General features: G+C 71.3%; 24 protein-coding genes. 15 read left to right on the top strand and 9 right to left on the bottom strand.

All coding sequences use genetic code 11. The features are described from left to right. Positions 1–138: 138 nt before the first annotated feature. Positions 139–1320, top strand: coding sequence for an acyltransferase family protein (locus tag IF20_RS16975; RefSeq protein WP_052866046.1), 1182 nt, complete (start codon positions 139–141; stop codon positions 1318–1320). An 86-nt stretch (positions 1321–1406) separates the two neighbouring features. After that, positions 1407–2243: an arylamine N-acetyltransferase family protein gene (locus IF20_RS16970; RefSeq protein WP_052866045.1), complete on the top strand. Its 837-nt coding sequence runs from the start codon at positions 1407–1409 to the stop codon at positions 2241–2243. A 43-nt stretch (positions 2244–2286) separates the two neighbouring features. Here IF20_RS16970 and IF20_RS16965 read toward each other — a convergent pair whose 3' ends face one another. The 4 genes from IF20_RS16965 to IF20_RS16950 all read right to left on the bottom strand — a co-directional run bounded on the left by IF20_RS16965 (position 2287) and on the right by IF20_RS16950 (position 5721). Beyond that, positions 2287–2688 (bottom strand): RidA family protein, encoded by a 402-nt coding sequence (locus IF20_RS16965; RefSeq protein WP_052866044.1) that lies wholly within the window; start codon positions 2686–2688, stop codon positions 2287–2289. Positions 2689–2754: 66 nt separating this feature from the next. Further along, positions 2755–3615, bottom strand: coding sequence for a DeoR/GlpR family DNA-binding transcription regulator (locus IF20_RS16960; protein WP_407702516.1), 861 nt, complete (start codon positions 3613–3615; stop codon positions 2755–2757). A 182-nt stretch (positions 3616–3797) separates the two neighbouring features. Next, the gene (locus IF20_RS16955; RefSeq protein WP_052866043.1) at positions 3798–5474 is read right to left on the bottom strand and encodes a bifunctional 3'-5' exonuclease/DNA polymerase; all 1677 of its coding nucleotides are present in this window, start codon (positions 5472–5474) and stop codon (positions 3798–3800) included. A 67-nt stretch (positions 5475–5541) separates the two neighbouring features. Next, positions 5542–5721: a hypothetical protein gene (locus IF20_RS16950; protein ID WP_052866042.1), complete on the bottom strand. Its 180-nt coding sequence runs from the start codon at positions 5719–5721 to the stop codon at positions 5542–5544. Between the two features lie 170 nt (positions 5722–5891). On the opposite strand from IF20_RS16950, the gene IF20_RS16945 reads away from it, so the two are divergent. Then, entirely contained in the window at positions 5892–6665 is a 774-nt protein-coding gene (locus IF20_RS16945) for an alpha/beta fold hydrolase (RefSeq protein ID WP_052866041.1), read from the top strand. A 35-nt stretch (positions 6666–6700) separates the two neighbouring features. Here the strand turns inward: IF20_RS16945 and tatA are convergent, their stop codons facing one another. From tatA to rpmB, 3 genes are all read right to left on the bottom strand, one after another. After that, on the bottom strand, positions 6701–6922 hold the full coding sequence (gene tatA / locus IF20_RS16940) for a Sec-independent protein translocase subunit TatA (protein WP_052866040.1): 222 nt from the start codon (positions 6920–6922) through the stop codon (positions 6701–6703). Between the two features lie 169 nt (positions 6923–7091). Further along, a complete protein-coding gene (rpsN, locus tag IF20_RS16935; protein ID WP_052866039.1) occupies positions 7092–7397 on the bottom strand; it encodes a 30S ribosomal protein S14 in 306 nt (101 codons plus the stop codon). A gap of 1 nt (position 7398) precedes the next feature. Then, entirely contained in the window at positions 7399–7635 is a 237-nt protein-coding gene (rpmB, locus tag IF20_RS16930) for a 50S ribosomal protein L28 (RefSeq protein WP_052866038.1), read from the bottom strand. Between the two features lie 62 nt (positions 7636–7697). Here rpmB and rpmG point away from each other — a divergent pair, with 62 nt between their 5' ends. The 5 genes from rpmG to IF20_RS16905 all read left to right on the top strand — a co-directional run bounded on the left by rpmG (position 7698) and on the right by IF20_RS16905 (position 10068). Further along, positions 7698–7862 (top strand): 50S ribosomal protein L33, encoded by a 165-nt coding sequence (rpmG, locus tag IF20_RS16925; protein WP_052866037.1) that lies wholly within the window; start codon positions 7698–7700, stop codon positions 7860–7862. An 8-nt stretch (positions 7863–7870) separates the two neighbouring features. Continuing rightward, positions 7871–8161 (top strand): type B 50S ribosomal protein L31, encoded by a 291-nt coding sequence (locus IF20_RS16920; protein ID WP_052866036.1) that lies wholly within the window; start codon positions 7871–7873, stop codon positions 8159–8161. Continuing rightward, positions 8161–9315 carry a CobW family GTP-binding protein gene (locus IF20_RS16915; protein ID WP_052866035.1) on the top strand — a complete coding sequence of 385 codons (1155 nt, stop codon included), beginning with the start codon at positions 8161–8163 and terminating at the stop codon, positions 9313–9315. The genes IF20_RS16920 and IF20_RS16915 overlap by 1 nt, the downstream gene beginning before the upstream one ends. Before the next feature lie 94 nt (positions 9316–9409). Continuing rightward, complete coding sequence (rpsR, locus tag IF20_RS16910) at positions 9410–9646, top strand: 30S ribosomal protein S18 (protein WP_052866034.1); 237 nt, start codon at positions 9410–9412, stop codon at positions 9644–9646. Positions 9647–9828: 182 nt separating this feature from the next. Continuing rightward, the gene (locus tag IF20_RS16905; protein WP_052866033.1) at positions 9829–10068 is read left to right on the top strand and encodes a DUF397 domain-containing protein; all 240 of its coding nucleotides are present in this window, start codon (positions 9829–9831) and stop codon (positions 10066–10068) included. Positions 10069–10216: 148 nt separating this feature from the next. Here IF20_RS16905 and IF20_RS16900 read toward each other — a convergent pair whose 3' ends face one another. Next, entirely contained in the window at positions 10217–10768 is a 552-nt protein-coding gene (locus IF20_RS16900) for an ATP-binding protein (protein ID WP_199896634.1), read from the bottom strand. Positions 10769–11092: 324 nt separating this feature from the next. Here IF20_RS16900 and IF20_RS16895 point away from each other — a divergent pair, with 324 nt between their 5' ends. From IF20_RS16895 to IF20_RS16880, 4 genes are all read left to right on the top strand, one after another. Further along, positions 11093–11956 (top strand): helix-turn-helix domain-containing protein, encoded by an 864-nt coding sequence (locus IF20_RS16895; RefSeq protein ID WP_110944247.1) that lies wholly within the window; start codon positions 11093–11095, stop codon positions 11954–11956. Positions 11957–12019: 63 nt separating this feature from the next. Beyond that, complete coding sequence (locus IF20_RS16890; protein WP_052866032.1) at positions 12020–13477, top strand: aldehyde dehydrogenase family protein; 1458 nt, start codon at positions 12020–12022, stop codon at positions 13475–13477. 151 nt (positions 13478–13628) lie between these two features. Beyond that, positions 13629–14222, top strand: coding sequence for a DinB family protein (locus tag IF20_RS16885; protein WP_052866031.1), 594 nt, complete (start codon positions 13629–13631; stop codon positions 14220–14222). A gap of 81 nt (positions 14223–14303) precedes the next feature. After that, entirely contained in the window at positions 14304–14954 is a 651-nt protein-coding gene (locus IF20_RS16880; RefSeq protein ID WP_052866030.1) for a PadR family transcriptional regulator, read from the top strand. Positions 14955–14970: 16 nt separating this feature from the next. Here IF20_RS16880 and leuE read toward each other — a convergent pair whose 3' ends face one another. Further along, positions 14971–15630, bottom strand: coding sequence for a leucine efflux protein LeuE (gene leuE, locus IF20_RS16875; protein WP_052866029.1), 660 nt, complete (start codon positions 15628–15630; stop codon positions 14971–14973). 113 nt (positions 15631–15743) lie between these two features. Between leuE and IF20_RS16870 the strand changes: the two genes are divergently transcribed. The 3 genes from IF20_RS16870 to IF20_RS16860 all read left to right on the top strand — a co-directional run bounded on the left by IF20_RS16870 (position 15744) and on the right by IF20_RS16860 (position 19941). Further along, positions 15744–16502, top strand: coding sequence for a MerR family transcriptional regulator (locus IF20_RS16870; protein ID WP_052866028.1), 759 nt, complete (start codon positions 15744–15746; stop codon positions 16500–16502). A 189-nt stretch (positions 16503–16691) separates the two neighbouring features. Beyond that, positions 16692–18026, top strand: a complete 1335-nt coding sequence (locus IF20_RS39980) for a DedA family protein (RefSeq protein ID WP_052866027.1) — start codon at positions 16692–16694, stop codon at positions 18024–18026. 220 nt (positions 18027–18246) lie between these two features. Further along, on the top strand, positions 18247–19941 hold the full coding sequence (locus tag IF20_RS16860) for a threonine/serine exporter family protein (RefSeq protein ID WP_052866026.1): 1695 nt from the start codon (positions 18247–18249) through the stop codon (positions 19939–19941). The last annotated feature ends 26 nt before the right edge of the window (positions 19942–19967 follow it).

Here is a 19967-nt window from a genome sequence, read left to right as displayed (position 1 = left end):
CATGTGAAGCATGTGAGGAGACGATTTACGGGATTCGGCGTGCCGGGCTAGGGTGCCTCTGATGTTCTCAGCTGCCTCGCTCCCCGCAATTCCGGTAAGACGGAGAATTCTCTCCCTGGGTTGCCTGGGGGAGGGGACGTGAACAATCTCGCGCAGTCGCACAGTGAGCGGCGCACCCCTCTTCCCCCCACCCGGACCGCTCCGGAGCCCGCGGACGCCGCGGTCAAGGACGCGGCGGTCACCGGTGGCGGACGGCAGGCCGCCCGGAAGCCGGACACGTCGGCGAAGAACGGCAAGCAGCGCGACGCCTTCTTCGACAACGCCAAGTACCTGGCCATCGTCCTCGTGGCGATGGGCCACTCGTGGGAACCGCTGCGGGACGGCAGCCGGAGCGCGGCCGCGCTGTACATCACGGTGTACGCGTTCCACATGCCGGCCTTCATCATCATCTCCGGCTACTTCTCGCGCAGTTTCGACATGCGCAAGGACCGGCTGCAGCGGCTGATCACCGGCGTCGCCGTGCCGTACATCCTCTTCGAGACGGCGTACACGATGTTCAAGCGGGTGGCGGACGACGACCCGTCGTACCCCATCAGCCTGCTGGACCCGTGGTACTTGACCTGGTTCCTCGTCGCGCTGTTCGTCTGGCGGCTCACCACGCCGATCTGGAAGGTCGTCCGCTGGCCCGTCCCGCTGGCGCTGGCCATCGCCGTTCTGGCGTCCGTCTCGCCGGACATCGGTGACGACCTGGACCTCCAGCGGGTGCTGCAGTTCCTGCCGTTCTTCGTGATCGGCCTGTGCCTCAAGCCCGAGCACTTCCTGCTGGTGCGCAACAAGCGCGCCCGCATGCTGGCCGTGCCGGTCTTCGCGGCCGCCCTGGTCTTCGCGTACTGGGCCGCGCCCCGGATGAACGCCGCGTGGTTCTACCACCGCGACAGCGCGCAGGAACTGGCCGCGCCGTGGTGGTCCGGCGCCGTCATGACGCTGGCGATGTTCGGCTGCTCGCTCGTCCTGGTCGCGTGCTTCTTCGCCTGGGTCCCGGGCCGCAAGATGTGGTTCACCGCACTCGGCGCCGGCACCCTGTACGGCTACCTCCTGCACGGCTTCCTGGCCAAGGGGTCGCGGTTCTGGGGCTGGTACGACGAGTACCACTGGATGCACACCCCGCTCGGCGCGATCGCGCTGACGCTGATCGCCGGCACCATCATCACGGTGCTGTGCACCCCACCGGTGCAACGCGCGTTCCGGTGGGCGATGGAACCCAAGATGACCTGGGCGTTCAAGAAGGACGCCGCCGAGGTGGCCCGCCACCGGAAGTGACACGAAGGCCAGGCAGAATCGCCTGTGCCATCCGGGGCCCGGTTCGCGCGCGGACCGGGCCCCGTCGTACGTCCGGAGGAGACACCATGTCCGAGTCGGCCTGGTCCGGTGAACAGCTGGACCTGGACGCCTACCTGGCACGCATCGGGTACGCCGGGGACCGCGCGCCCACCCTGGAGACGCTGCGCGCGGTGCAGGCCGCACACGTCACGGCCATCGGCTTCGAGAACATCGACGTGCTCCTCGGCCGGCCGGTGGCGCTGGACGTGCCGAGCCTCCAGGACAAGCTCGTCAGCGGGGGCCGGGGCGGTTACTGCTACGAGCACAATCTGCTCTTCGCCGCAGCCCTGGAGCGGCTCGGCTTCGTCGTCTCCGGGCTCGGTGCCCGCATCCGGATGGGCGACGACAAGGTCCGCCCCACCACGCACGCGCTGCTGAAGGTGCGGCTGGACGGCGCGGACTGGATCACCGACGTCGGATTCGGCGGGGAGGCGCTGCTCGCGCCGCTGCCGCTGCGCGCCGGGTACCAGGAGCGGCAGGGCGGCTGGACCTTCGGCATCGAGCGGGACGACACGGCGGACGGGGAGCCCACGTGGGTCGTGCGGTCGCTGCACCCCGAGGGCTGGTTCGACCTGTACTCCTTCGGGGCGGAGCCGCGGCACGCCGTCGACTTCGCCGTCCTCAACCACTACATGGCCGGCCACCCGCGGTCCCCGTTCGTCCAGCGGCTGGTGGTGCAGCGCCCGGACCACGGCCTGCGGCGCACCCTGATCGGTACGGAGCTGACGCTGACCGGCACCGACTACTCCCGCGACGTGCGCGAGGTGGCCGCCGCCGAGCTGCCGCGGGTGCTCGCGGAGGTCTTCCGGGTCGCGCTCACGGACGCGGACGAGAAGACGCTGGCGGGCTGGTACGGCCGCTGAGAGCCGCGTACCGGTACGCCGTCGCGGCCCGCGGCCGCCGTGGTCAGGAGACGACCGCGACGCCCTCGATCTCGACGAGCGCGGCCTCGTCCCACAGGCGAGTGGTGCCGATCACGGCCATCGCGGGGTAGTCGGTGCCGACCAGCCGCTTCCAGACCCGGCCGATGGCGGCGGCGTTGCGCCGGTAGTCGGCCACGTCCACCGCGTACACCGTCAACTTGCCCAGGTCGGCGGGGGCGGCCCCGGCCGCTTCCGCGGCGGCCAGCAGGTTCGTCAGGGCCACTTCGAACTGCTCGACGACGTCCGTGCCGACGATCCGGCCCGCGCCGTCCAGCGCCGTCTGCCCGGCGAGCAGGACCAGCGTGCCGGGAGCGGCGCGTACGGCGTGGCTGAAGCCGGTCGGCGGGGACAGCTGCGGCGGGTTGATCCGCTCCAGCTCGCTCATCCGCCGCTCCGTCCCGCGGTCCGCGCACGTCCGCTCAGCAGTCCCCGCACGTCCGCCGCCTCCGCCTCAGTCGTCGGTCGCCACCAATTCGTAGCGCACACCCAGCGATTGAAGCGCCTCCTGCTCCTCCTGCGGAAGATCCTGGTCGGAGATGACGAGATCGAAGTCGGCCAGCGGGGCCAGCTCGTACAGCGCCTGACGGCTGAACTTGGAGTGGTCCACCAGCAGCACCTTGCGCCGCGCTGCCGCCATCAGGGCCCGCTTGACCAGGACGTTCTCCTGCGCCTGGTGGTAGCAGTGGCCGTTGTCGACGGCGGAGGTGGACAGGAAGGCGACATCGGCGCGGAAGCTGCGCGCGATGTCGGCGGTGGACATGCCGAGGAAGGCGTTGAACGCGGCGTGGTACTCGCCGCCCAGTGCGATCACCCGGATGTCCGGCTCGTCGGCCAGTTCGTTGATCACCTGCAGGGAGTTGGTGATCACGGTGTACGCGCCGCGCCCGGAGAGCGAACGGGCCAGCGGCAGCGCCGTACTGGAGTCGTCGATGATCACCGCCTGGCCGGGCTCCGCGATCGCCAGCGCGGCCGCGCAGATCGCCTCCTTCGCGGCGACGTGCTCGCTGCCGCGCCAGCGCGCGTTGGACTCGAACAGGGCGTTGGGCGCCGCGGTGGCACCGCCGCGCACCTTCCGCAGCCAGCCCTGGTGCTCCAGGCTGTCCAGGTCGCGGTGGACGGTCATCTGGCTGACGCCGAGCTCCCTGACCAGGTCCTCGATGCTGACCTGGCCCTCGGCCAGCACCCGGTCCGCGATCCGCTTGCGGCGGTCCTTGGGGCCGAGCTTGACCGCGGACGTGGCGTCGTCGGCCGGGGGCCCGGCGTCAGGAGTCCCCTCGGCAGTGCCGTCGGCTGTCCCTTCGGTACCGGTCAACGCTGGTCCTCTCCCGGATGGCGGTCATCCACGTCCACACGCCCCGGCCGGCCGCACCGGGGCCTCCCCGGAGTTTAGAGCCTGTACGGGCGCCGTCCCCCGGCCCGGACGCGGCCTCGTGCCCCCGCCGCCGGCCCGCCGCGCGCGGCGCCGGGCGACGCCCCGCCCGGCCGCACCGCGCCTCACTTCGCGTCCGCGTAGCACTCCACCACCGCCGTGGTGAACGGGAAGCGGACCGGGGTGGGGCCGAAGGCGATCCGGCCGGCCAGGTCGGCGGCTGCCGCGATGGCCTCGGCGACCGCGGGCGCCTCCTCCTCGGGGCAGTGCACGATCACCTCGTCGTGCTGGAAGAAGACCAGCTCGGCCCGCATGCCCGCCTCTTGCAGCGACCGGCGGAGCCCGGCCAGCACCAGCAGCGCCCAGTCCGCCGCGCTGCCCTGGACGACGAAGTTGCGCGTGAAGCGGCCGCGCGCCCGGTCGCCCGCCGTGCTGCCGTACGAGGGCGGGGCCGTCTCCTGCGGCAGGCCCGCCTCGTCCGGCAGGGCCACCGAGGCGGGTGTGCTCGTACGGCCGAGCCAGGTGCGCACCAGGCGGCCCTCCTCGCCCGCCCGCGCCGCGTCGTCCACGTACGCCACCGCCGCGGGATACCGGCGCCGCAGGTCCGCCATGTGCTTGAGCGCGTCGCCCGAGGTCTGGCCGTAGATCGCGCCGAGCAGCGCCAGCTTGGCCTGCGCCCGGTCGCCCCCGAAGGCGCGGGCCGCCAGGTCGGCGTACAGGTCGCGGCCGCTGCCCGCCACCTCCATCAGCCCGCGGTCCCGGGAGACGGCGGCCAGCACCCGCGGCTCCATCTGGTCCGCGTCCGCGACCACCAGCCGCCACCCGGGGTCGGCGACCACGGCCCGGCGGATCACCTTGGGGATCTGCAGCGCGCCCCCGCCGTTCGTGGCCCAGCGCCCGGAGACCGTGCCGCCGGGGAGGTACTCCGGGCGGAACCGGCCTTCGTGCACCCACTGCTGGAGCCAGGACCAGCCGTGCGCCGTGTGCACCCGGTAGAGCCGCTTGTACTCCAGGAGCGGCGCGACGGCCGGGTGGTCGAGGCGGAGCAGCTCCCACTTGCGGGTGGAGGCCAGCTTGATGCCGGCCTGCCCGAACGCCCGGATGATGTCGGCGGGCAGGTCGGGGCGGACCCGTACGCCCTCCCCGAAGGCCCGCGACACCTCGTCCGCCAGCTCGGCGAGCCGCTGCGGCTCCAGGCCGCCCGGATAGCGCTCGCCGAGCAGCTCGTCCAGCAGCGCGCGGTGCACGTCCGCGCGCCAGGGCACCCCGGCGCGCCACATCTCGGCGGCCACCAGCATCCCGGCCGACTCCGACGCCAGCAGCAGCCGCATCCGCTCCGGCCGTGCGGTCTTCTCCGTACGCGCCAGCTGCCCGGCGTACACCTCCAGCAGCACGGAGAACTCGTCCGTGCCCGGCGGCAGCGGCACCGGGGCCGCGTCGAACAGCGAGGGCTGGGTGTCCGCGCTCCGCACGGGCGGGTCCTCGGGCACCGGCAGGCCGCGCAGCCGCGCCCAGGCCGCCGCGAGCGACCTCGGCTGGCCCGACTGACCCTCCTCGTACCCGATGAGCAGCGCCTCGGCGGCCTCGACGTCGTAGCAGCGCTCGACGCGCACCCCCGCCGCCAGCAGTGCGCGGTACGACTCCGCCGTGGACCGCCACACCCAGCGCTCCACCTCGGGCCGCGCCCGCACCGCCGTGACCAGGTCCGGCTCCTCGCTCACCGGTCCGGCGGGCCGTCCTGCACCGTCCACCGCGCACAGCCGCACACCCCCGCCCTCCGACGCACCCACCACCCACCGCATACGCCCGAGTTTCGCACCGGGGTACGACAATCCCCGGTGGTGACGGCCCCCGCCGCCCGCCCGGTCCTCAGATCACCCGGACGGATACCGGGCGGTCGACGCCCGTACAGCGGGCCAGGTGCGCCGCCTCGGCCGCCAGACCCGCGTCCGGCACCGGCCCGTGCTCCGCCACGTGGTCCTTGAAGAGGGCGACGTCCACGGCGGTGTCGGAGAAGGCCCGGACGCCCGCGACCCGCCCGCCGTGCACGACGACGGGGGAGATCCACCCGGCCGTACGCCACCGACAGCCGCCCTGATGCGCAAGTCACCCCGGGGGCATAGGTGTTCGCGGTGGCCGGCATCTGTGCCGGGTGGGCGGGCGGCGGGACCATACGAGGCGAGCACCACGGGACCGGACACCTATGAGGGAGCCGCCGCATGACCAGAACCGAGCAGTCCGTCACGCACCGTCTCGTGGGCGCCGGCCCGCGCCACGTCATCGTGCTGCACGACTGGTTCGACACGTGTGCGGCCTGGGGCGCGGCCCTGGAGTACCTCGACGGCGACGCCTTCACATATGCGCTGCTCGACTACCGCGGGTACGGCGAGCGCAGGGACGTGCCCGGCCGCTACGACCTCGCGGAGATCGCCGACGACGTGCTCGCCCTCGCCGACCAGCTCGGCTGGGACCGCTTCGCGCTGGTCGGACACTCCATGGGGGCCAAGGCGAGCCAGCAGGTGCTGGTCCGCGCGCCCGGCCGGGTCACCCGCCTGCTCGGCCTCGCCCCCGTGCCCGCAGGGCCGTACCCGATGGACGAGCCGACGCGCGCACTCTTCTACGGTGCGTCCGAGGACCCCGAGAAGCGCCGCGCGATCCTCGACCTCGTGACCGGCCACCGTACGGGCCGGGTGTGGCAGCAGCGGATGATCAGCCACTCGATGGCGGCCTCCCGCCAGGAGGCGCACGCCCGCTACCTCGCCAGCTGGCACACGCTGGACCTCTCGGATGCGGTGCGCGGCAACACCGTCCCCGTGCGCCTCGTGGTCGGCGAGCACGACCTCGCCCTGACCGCCGACGTCATGCGGGCCACGTGGCAGGCCTGGTACCCGAACGCCGAGGTCGTCACCATTCCGGGCGCCGGCCACTACCCGATGCACGAGACGCCGGTGACCCTGGCGTCGGTCATGGAGGAGTTCCTCTGGACCTTCTGACGCAGGTCCCGGCTACGCCCGTGCCGGGGGAGCCGTCACTCCCGGCCGGCGTCGACGGTCGCCCGGGGCCGCTCGGGGCTCTCCGTACCGGCCGTCCCGGTCGCCTCGGCCTTCATGGCCTTCGTCTCGGACTTCAGGATGCGCATCGACTTGCCGACGCCGCGGGCCATGTCGGGCAGCTTCTTCGAGCCGAAGAGCAGGACGAGGACCGCGAGGATCAGCACCAGGTGCCAGGGCTCGAGGGCATTGCGGAACATGAGGGCTCGCTCTCGTAGGGGTGCGTTCCCGTGGGGTGCGCAGCCGCGCGCCCGTACGCGCGGTACGGAATCGGGCGTTCCGCTCAGTATGCCCCGTACAGGGGTACGAAAGGGAAACCGGGGCCGAGGGGCGGGTGAACGCGCCTCGGCCCCGGTGCCGCCGGGTGGCCTACCAGCTGGACTTCGTGACGCCCGGCAGGTGGCCGGCGTGTGCCTGGCCGCGCAGATTGACCCGGGACAGCCCGAAGGCGCGGAAGTAGCCGCGCGGCCGGCCGTCGATGCTGTCGCGGTTGCGGACCCGGGTGGCGCTGGCGTCGCGCGGCTGGCGGGCCAGCTCGCGCTGCGCGGCGTACCGCTCCTCGTCCGCCGTCTTCGGGTCGCGGATGATCGCCTTCAGGGCGGCGCGGCGGGCCGCGTACCGGGCGACGACGACGCGGCGCTTCTCGTTCTTCGCGATCTTGCTCTTCTTGGCCATGTCAGACGCGCTCCCCTCGGGCACGGATGCGGGCGACGGCGGCTTCGATGCCGATGGTGTCGACGGTCTTGATCGCCCTGGCGCTCAGCCGCAGGCGGACGTGGCGGTTCTCGCTCGGCAGCCAGTAGCGCTTGCGCTGGATGTTGGGGTCGAAGCGGCGGGACGTGCGCCGGTGCGAGTGGGAGATCGAGTTGCCGAAAGCCGGCGCGCGGCCGGTCAGCTGGCAGTGGGCGGACACAGTGAGCTACCTCCTGCTGAGCTCTTAATGAAAATGGAAACCGTTTCTGTATAGTAGCCCGTATGGCCCGCAACGAACTACGTCCCGTGATCAAGCTCCGGTCCACCGCCGGCACGGGCTACACGTACGTCACCCGCAAGAACCGCCGTAACCACCCCGACCGACTGGTGCTGAAGAAGTACGACCCGGTCGTCGGCCGGCACGTCGACTTCCGAGAGGAGCGCTGAGCAGCGTCATGAAGCCTGGAATCCACCCCGCCTACGGGCCCGTCGTCTTCCGCGACCGGGCCGCCGACTTCGCCTTCCTCACCCGGTCGACCGCCACCAGCGACAAGACGGTCGAGTGGGAGGACGGCAACACCTACCCGGTGGTCGACGTGGAGATCTCGTCGGCGAGCCACCCCTTCTACACGGGGACGGCGCGCGTACTGGACACCGCGGGCCGCGTCGAGCGCTTCGAGCGCCGCTACGGCGCGCGGACGCCCGGCGCCCGGCGCGCGGCCGACAGCGAGCGCGGGGACCGCTGATGGACCGCGACCGGCTCTCCGTGGTGATCGTCGGCGGGCTGCACGCGGAAGCCCGCCGGGCCGCCGTCGAGCAGCTGCTGCGCCGGGTCCCCGGCAGCGTCGCGCTCCACCACGACCTCGCCACCGCCGCCGACGGCCGCGTGCGCCGCACCGTGCGGGACGTCACCGGGCCGCTGGACAGCGGCGAGGCGCCGCTGGTCAACGACTGCGCGTGCTGCGCGCTGCGCGAGGACCTGGTGCCCGAACTGGAGCGGCTGGCGGACGGCCGCACCTGCCGGCTGGCCGTCGTGGAGCTGTGGGACTCCGTCGAGCCCAAGGCGATGGCCGAGGTGATCGACGCCTGCGGCGGCGAGTCGCTGGTGCTGACCGGGGTCATGACGGCCGTCGACCCGGCGCTGCTGCTGCCCTACCTCGGGTGCGGCGACGACCTCGCCGAGGCGGGCCTCGCGGCCGCCGCCTCGGATCAGCGCACCGTCGCGGACACCTGGGCGCGCCAGCTGGAGTACCCCTCGGCGCTGGTCCTCGCGCCCGACGAGGAGCCGGGCGACGCGGCGGACCACGCGCTGCTGACCCAGCTGCACCCCACGGCGCGGCGCATCCCGGTGGAGTCGCCGGAGCTGGTGGCCGCGGCGACGGCGGGCTTCGACGTGGCGGCAGCCGCCGCGCGCCAGCACCCGGCCTGTGCTCTGCTGCCCCAGGAGGCCGAGGAGGAGGACGTCTCGACCCTGGTGTGGCACCGTACGCGGCCGTTCCACCCGGGACGGCTGCACGCCGCGCTGGAGGACCTGTGCTGTGCCGCCGCGCGCAGCCGGGGCCGCTTCTGGCTGGCCGACCGGCCGGACACGCTGCTGTCCTGGGACGCCGCGGGCGGCGCGCTCTGCGTGGAGAACACCGGGCCCTGGCTCGCCTCCCTCCCGGACGCCGCCTGGGAGATGGTGCCGCCGATGCGCCGGGCCGCGGCGGCGCTGGACTGGGACCCCGAACACGGCGACCGGGCGCAGCACCTGGTCTTCACCTCGCCCGGCCTGGACCGGGAAGGGCTGACGGCGCTGCTGGAGTCCTGCCTGCTCACCGATGAGGAGTACGCGAGGGGCCGGGACCACTGGCGGCGGCTGTCCACCGCGTTCGACGCGCTTCTCGACCCGGTGCCGTAGGGCGCGTCCGCCAACCGCCATACGAGTGCGTCATGCAACTACATCAATTCTCGGTCGTCTTTTGACCGTATGAGTTCGTAAGGATATGTCTGTCATGCCCCGTCGCCCCGATGCGCGCAAGAAGAGCGCGCCGCGTCCCAACCCGCTCGACGCGGCCGGGATCACGTACGTCGACTACAAGGACACCGACCTGCTGCGGAAGTTCCTTTCCGATCGCGGCAAGATCCGCAGCCGCCGCATCACCAGGGTTTCTGCACAGCAGCAGCGGCAGATCGCCGCGGCGATCAAGAACGCCCGGGAGATGGCGCTGCTGCCCTACGCCTCGCGCTGACCGTACTCCGCCGGGCATGGGGGAGCGGGTGGCGGGGAAGGCGTCCGGCGGACACGAACGGGCTCGACGAGCTGTGACGGGCTGGCCACCCGCTGTCGTGCACGTGCATCTGCGCGAGCATCGGCATATGAACAGAGTTATGATCCCGGGCAGTTGACACCATTTCTCACCGGGAGAGTCCTGTGCCCCACGCGTACAACGGCATGGCCGCATCGGATCTCGTCGGAGTGGTGTGGCAGAAGAGCCAACACAGCAACTCGCAGGGTTCCTGCGTGGAGTTCGCCAAGTTGGCGGGCGGCGACGTCGCCGTGCGCAATTCCCGTTTTCCGGAAGGTCCCGCGCTCGTCTACACGCCGGCCGAGATCGAGGCGATGCTGCTCGGCATCAAAGATGGTGAATTCGATCACCTTGTGCGGGACTGACGGCCGGCTGCCCGACAGGCGGATTACCGGCCCGTAAGGGGCCGCTCGCGGAGTCGCACGAAAGCGGTTGTCGCTACTGAAGTGACCGCTGCGCCTGCAAAAGACATCTGCACGTGCATATATCTGTGCGAATGGCGGCGGGAGGTGTTCAGCTCGCCTTGGGGGCCGCTGCCTGGGCCGGCACCTGAGGCAGGTCGAAGAGCGCCCAGACGACCTTGCCGTGCGCGGCGTCCTCCAGCCGGTGCCAGCCCCAGCTGTCGCTGAAGGAGTCCACCAGGTAGAGCCCGCGCCCGGATTCGGCGGAGAAGTCCGCCTCGCCCTCGATGGGGGAGGCGTCGCTGCAGTCCCGCACGGCGCAGACCAGCCAGCCCGCCCAGCGGATCAGGTGCAGCTTCGGGGGAGTCGCGGCGGCGGCCCCGTAGGCCTCTTCGTACGCGGCACCTTCCGCCGAGTCGTCCCGTTCGGGAGCCGCGTGCCGCAGCGCGTTGGTGACCAGCTCGGACACGACCAGCGCGACGCTGTCGAAGAGCTCGTCCATGTTCCAGCGCTGCAGCGTTTCCCGGGTGAACTGGCGGGCACCGCGTACCGATTCGTACTGCGGTCGCAGGGTCCAGGTGACGGCGCCTGATATGGCTGCGGGGTCGACTGGCGGAAGCCCCTGCCATAACGGCGCGAGCATGGTCGAAACCTTGGTCCCCATGCGAGGCACTCCTGGCGTTCGCGGACGTCACGATCCAGACGGGTGTGCCCAGATCTCGCGGGTCTTTCACGAGCGTGCATGTGTGCGAGGTCCATGGTTCCGAATGCGTACGGCAGATGCAAGGGCAGATGCACGTGCAGACGTCCACTTTGTGTATGGCCGTGGGTATTCCGACGTAATTCTTCCTACGACCAGTTGTCCAGCTCTTTACCAGCAGTGCCTGAAGGGGCTCATATCCGTAACCGGTTGAGCACGCAACGGAGCCCGGACGTGGCAGACTGCCGCTCACTGTTGGACGGGGTGGGCCACGGGAGGGTCTGAGTTGTGACCGCAAGTGAGTCGAGCGGATCTGTGGTGCGGCGCATCCTGCTGGGGTCGCAGCTGCGGAGGCTGCGAGAGTCCCGCGGGATAACACGTGAGGCTGCCGGCTACTCGATCCGCGCTTCGGAATCGAAGATCAGTCGGATGGAGCTGGGCCGGGTGAGCTTCAAGGCGCGGGACGTGGCGGACCTGCTCACCCTCTACGGCGTCGGTGACGAGGCCGAGCGTGACTCCCTCCTCGGGCTGGCCCGGGAGGCCAATGTGGCGGGCTGGTGGCACAGTTTCGGCGACGTGCTCCCCGGCTGGTTCCAGACATATGTGGGACTGGAAGGGGCTGCCTCGCACATCCGCACCTATGAAGTGCAGTTCGTGCACGGTCTTCTGCAGACGGAGGGGTACGCGCACGCCGTCGTCAGCCGCGGCATGCCCGACGCCGCCGCCTCCGAGATCGACCGCCGCGTCGCGCTGCGCCAGGAACGGCAGAAGCTCCTCATCGCCGAACGGGCGCCGCAGTTCGACTGCGTGCTGGACGAGGCGGCGCTGCGCCGCCCCTACGGAGACCGCACCGTCATGCGCGGTCAACTCCAGCACCTCATCGACATATCCGAGCGCCCGAACGTGCGGCTGCAGGTCGTGCCGTTCAATTTCGGCGGGCACGCGGGCGAGAGCGGCGCCTTCACGATGCTGCGCTTTCCCGAGTCCGATCTCTCGGACATCGTCTATCTGGAACAGCTCACCAGTGCGCTGTATCTGGACAAGGCGGAGGAGGTCGGCCAGTACGAGCGGGTGATGTCCAGCCTCCAGGAAGAGAGCCTCGATCCGTCCCGCACTCGGGATCTTCTTCGCGGTCTGCTCCAATTGACGTGACTCGTCAGTAGAATGACGTCGGATCAGCCACCCCACAGGCGCCCGCACAGAGTAGGAACGACCATGTCCTTCTTCTCCGACCTGGCCTACCAGTACATCGACGGTGAGTGGCGGGTCGGTAGCGGCTCGTGGGACATCATCGATTTCAACCCGTACGACCAGGAAAAGCTGGCGTCGGTCACCGTCGCGGGCGTGGACCAGGTCGACGAGGCCTATCGGGCGGCCGAACGCGCGCAACGAGAATGGGCGCGGACCAACCCGTACAGCCGCCGGCTGATATTCGAGAACGCGCTGCGCATCGTCCAGGAGCGCGAGGACGACATCATCGAGGCGATCGTCGTCGAGCTCGGCGGTACGCGCCTCAAGGCCTCCTACGAAGTGCGCACGGCACAGGAGTTCCTGCGCGAAGCGGTGCAGCTGGCGCTCCGCCCTGAGGGCCGCATCGTGCCGTCCCCCGTGGACGGCAAGGAGAACCGCGTCTACCGGCTCCCCGTCGGCGTCATCGGCGTGATCAGCCCGTACAACTTCCCGTTCCTGGTCACCTTGAAGTCGGTGGCGCCCGCGCTGGCGCTGGGCAACGCCGTCGTCGTCAAGCCCAACCAGAACACCCCGGTGGTCGGCGGCGGCCTGATCGCCAAGATCTTCGAGGACGCCGGGCTGCCGGCCGGCCTGCTGAACGTCCTGATCACCGACATCGCCGAGATCGGTGACGCGCTCATCGAGCACCCGGTGCCGCGCGTCATCTCCTTCACCGGCTCCGACAAGGTCGGCCGCCATGTCGCCGCCGTCACCGCGGGCCACTTCAAGCGGGCCGTCCTGGAGCTGAGCGGCAACAGCGCGCTGATCGTGCTGGACGACGCGGACATCGACTACGCCGTGGACGCCGCGGTCTTCAGCCGCTTCGTGTACCAGGGCCAGGTCTGCATGGCGGCCAACCGCGTCCTTGTGGACCGCCGGGTCGAGGCGGAGTTCACCGAGAAGTTCGTGGCCAAGGTCAAGAAGTTGCGCACCGGCGACCCGCGCGACCCGGACACCCACATCGGACCGCTCATCAACAGCTTCCAGGCCGATGCGCTGACCGCGCTGGTGGAGCGGGCGATCGCCGAGGGCGCCACGCCCCTCGTGCGCGGCCGTACGCAGGGCAACCTGGTCGAGCCGACGGTGCTGGCCGGGCTGCCGGCCGACTCCGCACTGTACGCGCAGGAGATCTTCGGCCCGGTGGTGCTGCTCCGCTCCTTCGACGGCGAGGACGAGGCGGTCCGGCTGGCCAACGACTCCCCGTACGGGCTGAGCGGCGCGGTGCACACGGGCAACGTGGAGCGCGGCGCACGAGTGGCGCAGCGGATCGAGACCGGCATGATCCACATCAACGACAGCACGGTCCACGACGAGCCGCTGGTCGCCTTCGGCGGCGAGAAGGCGTCCGGCGTCGGCCGGCTCAACGGGGACTCGACGGTGGACGCCTTCACCACGCAGAAGTGGGTGTCGATCCAGCACGAACGGACGCTCTTCCCGTTCTGAGCGGCCTGTCCGAGCGGCTTGTCCGAGCGGCCGCGCAGCGTTGTCTTGAAGAGCCCGGCCCTTGCGGACAGCACCTGTCCGCAAGGGCCCGTAGCTTCAGCGGTGTCGGAGGGAGAAACCCCGACGCCCGAAGCGACGAAAGGCGGCTGCCATGCCCACTCACGTACCTGCCGAGGCCCAGGGTGACGAGCGCGGCGCGCTCCTGCAGTTCCTCGATGCGCAGCGCGGGGGGCTCCGCCGTGCGCTCCTCGGGCTGACCGACGAGGCGGCCGGGAGCCGCCCGAGCGCCAGCGAGCTGTCCCTCTCCGGGCTGCTCAAGCACGTCGCGGAGACCGAGCTGAACTGGCTGGACATGGCCAAGCAGCGCCCCTCCACCATCGAGCGGGACCAGAGCAACTGGCATCTCAGCTTCCGGTTGACGGAGGACGAGTCGGTCGCCGGCATGCTCGCCTTCTACGACCGCGTGGCCCAGGAGACCGAGGAGTTCATCCGGGCGGTGCCCAGCCTGGACGACACCTTCCCGCTGCCCGAAGCGCCCTGGTTCCCGCCGCAGGCCCGGCAGTCCATGCGCTGGCTGATGCTGCACCTCATCGAGGAGACCGCCCGGCACGCCGGCCACGCCGACATCATCCGCGAGTCCCTGGACGGCAGGACCGCCTTCGGCCTGGTGGACGAGGAGCGGGCGCTGCGCGAGAACGCCGAGAACGCCGAGAAGGACGAGCAGGCCGAGAAGGCCGAGAAGTAGGGTCAGCAGGGGGCGGCCGCCGCCGGGCAGTAGCGTGCTCACCGGAAAGGCCACTTCCGGGGACGAGGAGAGCGCGGAGCGATGTCGGCGATCCGGCTGCTGGTACTGGGAGCCGTGCGGCAGCACGGCCGGACCCACGGCTACCAGGTACGGAACGACCTGGAGTACTGGGGCGCCCACGAGTGGTCCCACGCCAAGCCCGGCTCGATCTACCACGCGCTGAAGCAGCTGGCCAAGCAGGGACTGCTGTACGCGCACGAGACGGCGCCGAGCACGGCCGGCGGCCCGCCCCGCACGGAGTACGAGCTGACGGACGCCGGCGAGGCGGAGTACTTCACGCTGCTGCGGGCCGCGCTCTCCCGGCACGACCAGAAGCTGGACGTGCTGAGCGCCGGCATCGGCTTCATGGTCGATCTGCCCCGCGAGGAGGTCGCGGCCCTGCTGACGGAGCGGGTCCGGGACCTGGAGGCCTGGCGTGCCGAGGTCACCGGGCACTACGTCCCCGAGGGCGGCCCGGAGCAGCTCGGCCACATCGGCGAGATCATGAACATGTGGGTGCACGCTGCGGACACCGGGGTGGCCTGGGCCCGCTCCCTGATCGCCCGCATCGAAGGCGGCGCGTACGTCTTCGCGGGCGAGGGCGAGCCGTTCGTCGGCGTCCTCCCGGAGGGCGCCGAGAACCCGTTCGCGGACAAGCCGCCCTTCTCCGGGGGCGGGCGGCCCTCCGCCTGACCGCCGGCCGTACGGGTCAGCTGCCGGCCGTCGACAGCTTCGCCGCGAACCCCAGGAACGCGGCGCCGGCGCCCGCGGTCAGCCCCGCGGTGAGGCGCCGGCGCTTGCGGAAGGTCGCCGCCAGGTAGGTGCCGCTGAAGATCAGGATCGACAGGTACGTGAAGCTGAACAGCTGGGCCCACGCGCCGAGCGCCAGGAAGGACAGCGTCTGGTGCGCGTAGTGCGGGTCGACGAACTGCACGAAGAAGGAGATGAAGAACAGGATCGCCTTCGGGTTGAGCAGGCTCACCACGAGGGCGCGGCGGTACGGCCGTTCGTTGTCCTCCTTGGGGCGCGCGGCAGCGCCCTCCTTCGTGGCCTCACGGGCCTCCCGGCCGCGCCAGAGCGCCACCGCGCCGCGCAGCATCCCGATGGCCAGCCATGTCAGGTAGCCCGCACCCGCGAACTTCACGATCCCGAAGGCCAGCGGGCTGGCCTGCAGCAGCGACGCCACACCACCCGCGGAGAGCGTCATCAGCACCGTGTCTCCGCACAGCACACCGGCGGCCGCGCGGTAGGCCACCTTCGGGCCGCGCCGCGCCGCCACGGAGACGACGTACAGCGAGTTCGGGCCAGGCAGCAGGATGATCAGCGCCAGCCCGGCGAGATACGTAGGAAGATCCGTTATCCCCAGCATGGCCGAAGGATGCCACTGGTTGTATCCGCCCTTCACCTTCTTCCGGCATCCGGACTTGCACCTCACGCGACGTGAGGACCCATCGTGAAGCGCGTACCGAGAAGGGAGCGGAGATGACGTACTCCGTGGGACAGGTCGCCGGGTTCGCCGGCGTCACCGTGCGCGCCCTGCACCACTACGACGAGATCGGGCTGCTCTCGCCGAGCGCGCGCAACCACGCGGGCCACCGGCGCTACGACGACGCCGACCTCGACCGGCTGCAGCGGGTCCTGTTCTACCGCGAGCTCGGCTTCCCGCTCGACGAGGTCGCCGTCCTCCTGGACGACCCGGACGCGGACCCTCAGGACCACCTGAGGCGCCAGCACGACCTGCTGACCGCCCGGATCACCCGGCTCCAGGAGATGGCCGCGGCCGTGAAGACAGCGATGGAGGCACGCAGGATGGGTATCGATCTCAGTCCCGAGGAGAAGTTCGAGGTCTTCGGCGACCACGACCCCGACCGGTACGCGGAGGAGGTCGAGCGCCGCTGGGGCCACACCGACGCGTACCAGGAGACGCAGCGCCGCGCCGCCTCGTACACCAAGGAGGACTGGAAGCGGCTGACGGCGGACTTCGACGCGATCCACCGCCGGATGGGTGAGCTGCTCGCAGAGGGCGTGCCCGCCGACTCCGAGGCGGCGATGGACGTGGCCGAGGACCACCGCCGGTTCATCGGCCGGCATCACTACGAGTGCACGCACGAGCTGCACTCCCGTCTCGGCGAGATGTACGTCTCGGACGAGCGGTTCACCGCCACGTACGAGGCGATCAGGCCGGGGCTCGCGGTCTACATGCGGGACGCGTTGCTGGCGAACGCGGTCCGCCATTCCTGAGGGCGAGCGGGGGCGGGCACCGGGACCGGGCGGCGGACCGTCCGGTTCCGGTGCCCGGGCGGGCGTACCGACAGCTGGAACCAAGGGGCGTCATGAGGCGTTGATAGCTTTGGGCCGCACAATGCGCCTGTACCCCGCATTCCGCGTACTGCCCGATCCGGCGCCCTCGACCCAGGAGCCCTGCCCACCGTGAACACTCTCGCGCTCGGCCCCCAGTGGCTGGACCCGGACTACCTGATCGGCACCTTCGGCCTGATCGGCGTGCTGGTCATCGTCTTCGCGGAGTCCGGTCTGCTGATCGGGTTCTTCCTGCCCGGCGACTCCCTGCTGTTCACCACCGGCCTGCTGGTCACGGCGGGCAAGCTGGACCGGCCGCTGTGGCTGGTGTGCGCGCTGATCGTGCTGGCGGCGGTCCTCGGTGACCAGGCGGGCTATCTCTTCGGCCGGAAGGTCGGGCCGTCGCTGTTCAAGCGGCCCGACTCCAAGCTGTTCAAGCAGGAGAACGTCGAGAAGGCGCACGAGTTCTTCGAGAAGCACGGCCCGAAGTCGCTGATCCTGGCCAGGTTCGTGCCGATCGTGCGCACCTTCACGCCGATCATCGCGGGCGTCAGCCGGATGAACTACCGCTCGTTCCTCATCTTCAACGTCATCGGCGGCGCCCTGTGGGGTGCGGGCGTGACGCTGCTGGGCGCGGCGCTGGGCGGCGTCGAGTTCGTGCACAAGAACATCGAGGCGATCCTCGTCCTCATCGTGCTGATCTCCGTCGTCCCGATCGTCATCGAGTACCTCCGCGGCCGCAGCAAGGCCAAGAAGGCGGCCGCGGCGGGCGAGGACGCGCCGGCGGCCGGTCCGGCCACGGGCGGCCCCACGGACGCCACCCAGCCGATGCCGCGCATCCCGCAGGACGAGGACCGCGCGCCGTACGGCACGACGGGCGGGCAGCAGCGCGCCCCGTACGGCGGCGGACAGGACGGTCGGGGCGGCCACGAGGCCCCGTACGGCGGCGGACAGGAGCGGCCCCCGTACGGCCACCAGCAGCAGCCGTACGGCCGTCAGGAGCCGCCCTACGGCCAGGGACAGACCTCCTACGGCCAGGGACAGGCCCCGTACGGCCAGGGACAGGCCCCGTACGGCCAGGCGCAGGCCCCGTACGGGCAGAGCGGCCAGCAGCAGGCTCAGGGACAGCAGCAGTACGGGCAGGGCGGGCAGGGACCGGCCCAGGAACAGCAGCCGTACGGGCGGCCGGAACAGGCCGCCTACGGACAGCGGCCGCAGCAGCCCCGGTACGGCCGTCAGGAGCCCCCGCAGGCGCCCTACGGACAGCAGGCGCAGCAGCCCCAGCAGCCCCCGTACGGCGGGCAGTCCGGGGACGCTCCGTACGGGGAACCCGCGCAGCAGCAAGGCCGGTCGGACCAGTACTATTCACCTTCGCAGCAGCCTCAGCAGGGGCCGCAGCAGCCGCACCCGCAGGACCCTCAGCAGCCTCCGGGCGACGGCCGCCGTGGCCGCCACGCCAAGCGCTGACCGGCTGCGCAGCCCTTCACCCCGTACCGCACCGCCCTCCGGCGTCCCTTCCGTTCCGCACCGCCGCGGAACGGCCCAGGGGCGCCTTCACGGCGTCCAGGGCGGGTACTCACCCCCCAATTCCCACCCTGCGACCCCCCCGCCCCGCGCGCCAAGGGCGGCGATCAGGCATGGTGGCACTTGACGACGGACGGCAGAGGCGCACGAGGAGCGAGGAGCAGTGGCGTCGGACGCGGAGTCCCCCGAGGACCGCAAACCCCAATCGGACGAGGCGCGGAGCGCGTTCACCCCGCCGCTCGGCATGCCCTACCCCCCACTGCCCGAGGACGAGCACCCCACCTCCGAGTTCACCGTGCCCGAGGGCATGCGGACCGAGGCGCCCGTCGAGCCGGAGGGGTCGGCCTTCGCGCCGCCGGGCTCCAGCACGAACGGCAGCGGAAACGGTTCGGCCACGGGCACCCACCAGCTGCCCACCACGCCCGCCGGCTGGCCCGCCTTCACCCCGCCGCACGGCATACCGGCCATCAGCCTGACCAAGGACGTCCCGTGGCAGGACCGGATGCGCACGATGCTGCGGATGCCGGTCACCGAGCGCCCGGCTCCGGAGCGGATCGAGCGCGCCGACGAGTCCGGGCCCGCCGTGCCGCGCGTCCTCGACCTCACCCTCCGTATCGGCGAGATCCTGCTCGCGGGCGGTGAGGGCGCCGAGGACGTCGAGGCGGCGATGTTCGGCGTGGCCCACGCGTACGGCCTGGAGCGCGTCGAGCCCACGGTGACCTTCACGCTGCTGTCGATCTCGTACCAGCCGTCGCTGGTGGACGACCCGGTGACGGCCAGCCGCACGGTCCGCCGGCGCGGCGTGGACTACACCCGGCTCTCCGCGGTCTTCCGGCTGGTCGACGACATCACCTCGGACGGCATCACCCTGGAGGAGGCGTACCGCGGCCTCGCCGAGATCCGCCGTAACCGCCACCCGTTCCCCAGCTGGGCGCTCACCGTGGCGTCCGGGCTGCTGTCCGGCGCGGCGAGCATGCTGGTCGGCGGCGGCCTGACGGTCTTCGTCGCGGCCGCCATAGGGTCCATGCTCGGCGACCGGCTGGCCTGGCTCGCCTCCGGGCGCGGGCTGCCGGAGTTCTACCAGTTCGTGGCGGCGGCGATGCCGCCCGCCGCGATGGGCGTGGCGCTGAGCATGGCGCACACGGGAGTGCAGGCGTCGGCGGTCATCACCGGTGGCCTCTTCGCGCTGATCCCGGGACGGGCGCTGGTGGCCGGCGTGCAGGACGGCCTGACGGGTTACTACATCACCGCGGCCGCCCGTCTGCTGGAGGTCGGCTACCTCATCGTCGGCATCGTGATCGGCGTGCTCGGGGTGCTCTACATAGGCGTCCAGCTGAGCGCTCACACGCTGAACCCGGAAGAGGCGCTGGGCACGTACGACGAGCCGGTGGTGCAGATCGTCGCCTCGCTGCTGCTGGCGCTGGCCTTCTGTGTGCTGCTTCAGCAGGAACGTCACACCGTGCTGTTCGCGACGTTCAACGGCGGCGTCGCCTGGGTGGCGTACGGCGTCCTCGTGCAGGCCCACGTCAACCCGGTGGTCGGCACGACGATCGCGGCCGGCCTGGTCGGCCTCTTCGGGCAGCTGCTGTCGCGGTACCGCTACGCCTCGGCGCTGCCGTACGTCACGGCGGCCATCGGCCCGCTGCTGCCCGGTAGTGCGACGTACTTCGCGCTGCTCAACTTCGCCCAGGGCAACCTGAACGAGGGCATCTCCTCGCTGATCAAGGCGGTCTCCCTGGCGCTGGCCATCGCGGTCGGCGTGAACCTCGGAGGCGAGGTGGCCCGCCTCTTCATCCGGGCCCCGGCAGGCGAGGACGCCACCAACCGCCGCGCCGCGAAGCGCACGCGCGGCTTCTGACGGTTCGGCCCGTCCCGGGGGCACCT

It is taken from the genome of Streptomyces niger, from assembly GCF_000718305.1.
Lineage (GTDB): Bacteria > Actinomycetota > Actinomycetes > Streptomycetales > Streptomycetaceae > Streptomyces > Streptomyces niger.
This window is presented reverse-complemented; position numbering and strand designations above follow the sequence as displayed.

What these genes read in the sequence shown, in the direction of transcription:
- IF20_RS16920 (WP_052866036.1), top strand. Translation starts at nt 7,871, where the DNA reads ATGAAGCCTGGAATCCACCCCGCCTACGGGCCCGTCGTCTTCCGCGAC.
- IF20_RS16870 (WP_052866028.1), top strand. Translation starts at nt 15,744, where the DNA reads ATGACGTACTCCGTGGGACAGGTCGCCGGGTTCGCCGGCGTCACCGTG.
- rpsR (WP_052866034.1), top strand. Translation starts at nt 9,410, where the DNA reads ATGCCCCGTCGCCCCGATGCGCGCAAGAAGAGCGCGCCGCGTCCCAAC.
- tatA (WP_052866040.1), bottom strand. Translation starts at nt 6,922, where the DNA reads ATGTTCCGCAATGCCCTCGAGCCCTGGCACCTGGTGCTGATCCTCGCG.
- rpsN (WP_052866039.1), bottom strand. Translation starts at nt 7,397, where the DNA reads ATGGCCAAGAAGAGCAAGATCGCGAAGAACGAGAAGCGCCGCGTCGTC.
- IF20_RS16965 (WP_052866044.1), bottom strand. Translation starts at nt 2,688, where the DNA reads ATGAGCGAGCTGGAGCGGATCAACCCGCCGCAGCTGTCCCCGCCGACC.
- leuE (WP_052866029.1), bottom strand. Translation starts at nt 15,630, where the DNA reads ATGCTGGGGATAACGGATCTTCCTACGTATCTCGCCGGGCTGGCGCTG.
- IF20_RS16970 (WP_052866045.1), top strand. Translation starts at nt 1,407, where the DNA reads ATGTCCGAGTCGGCCTGGTCCGGTGAACAGCTGGACCTGGACGCCTAC.
- IF20_RS16955 (WP_052866043.1), bottom strand. Translation starts at nt 5,474, where the DNA reads ATGCGGTGGGTGGTGGGTGCGTCGGAGGGCGGGGGTGTGCGGCTGTGC.
- rpmG (WP_052866037.1), top strand. Translation starts at nt 7,698, where the DNA reads ATGGCCCGCAACGAACTACGTCCCGTGATCAAGCTCCGGTCCACCGCC.
- IF20_RS16885 (WP_052866031.1), top strand. Translation starts at nt 13,629, where the DNA reads ATGCCCACTCACGTACCTGCCGAGGCCCAGGGTGACGAGCGCGGCGCG.
- IF20_RS16900 (WP_199896634.1), bottom strand. Translation starts at nt 10,768, where the DNA reads ATGGGGACCAAGGTTTCGACCATGCTCGCGCCGTTATGGCAGGGGCTT.
- IF20_RS16915 (WP_052866035.1), top strand. Translation starts at nt 8,161, where the DNA reads ATGGACCGCGACCGGCTCTCCGTGGTGATCGTCGGCGGGCTGCACGCG.
- IF20_RS16945 (WP_052866041.1), top strand. Translation starts at nt 5,892, where the DNA reads ATGACCAGAACCGAGCAGTCCGTCACGCACCGTCTCGTGGGCGCCGGC.
- IF20_RS16890 (WP_052866032.1), top strand. Translation starts at nt 12,020, where the DNA reads ATGTCCTTCTTCTCCGACCTGGCCTACCAGTACATCGACGGTGAGTGG.
- IF20_RS16880 (WP_052866030.1), top strand. Translation starts at nt 14,304, where the DNA reads ATGTCGGCGATCCGGCTGCTGGTACTGGGAGCCGTGCGGCAGCACGGC.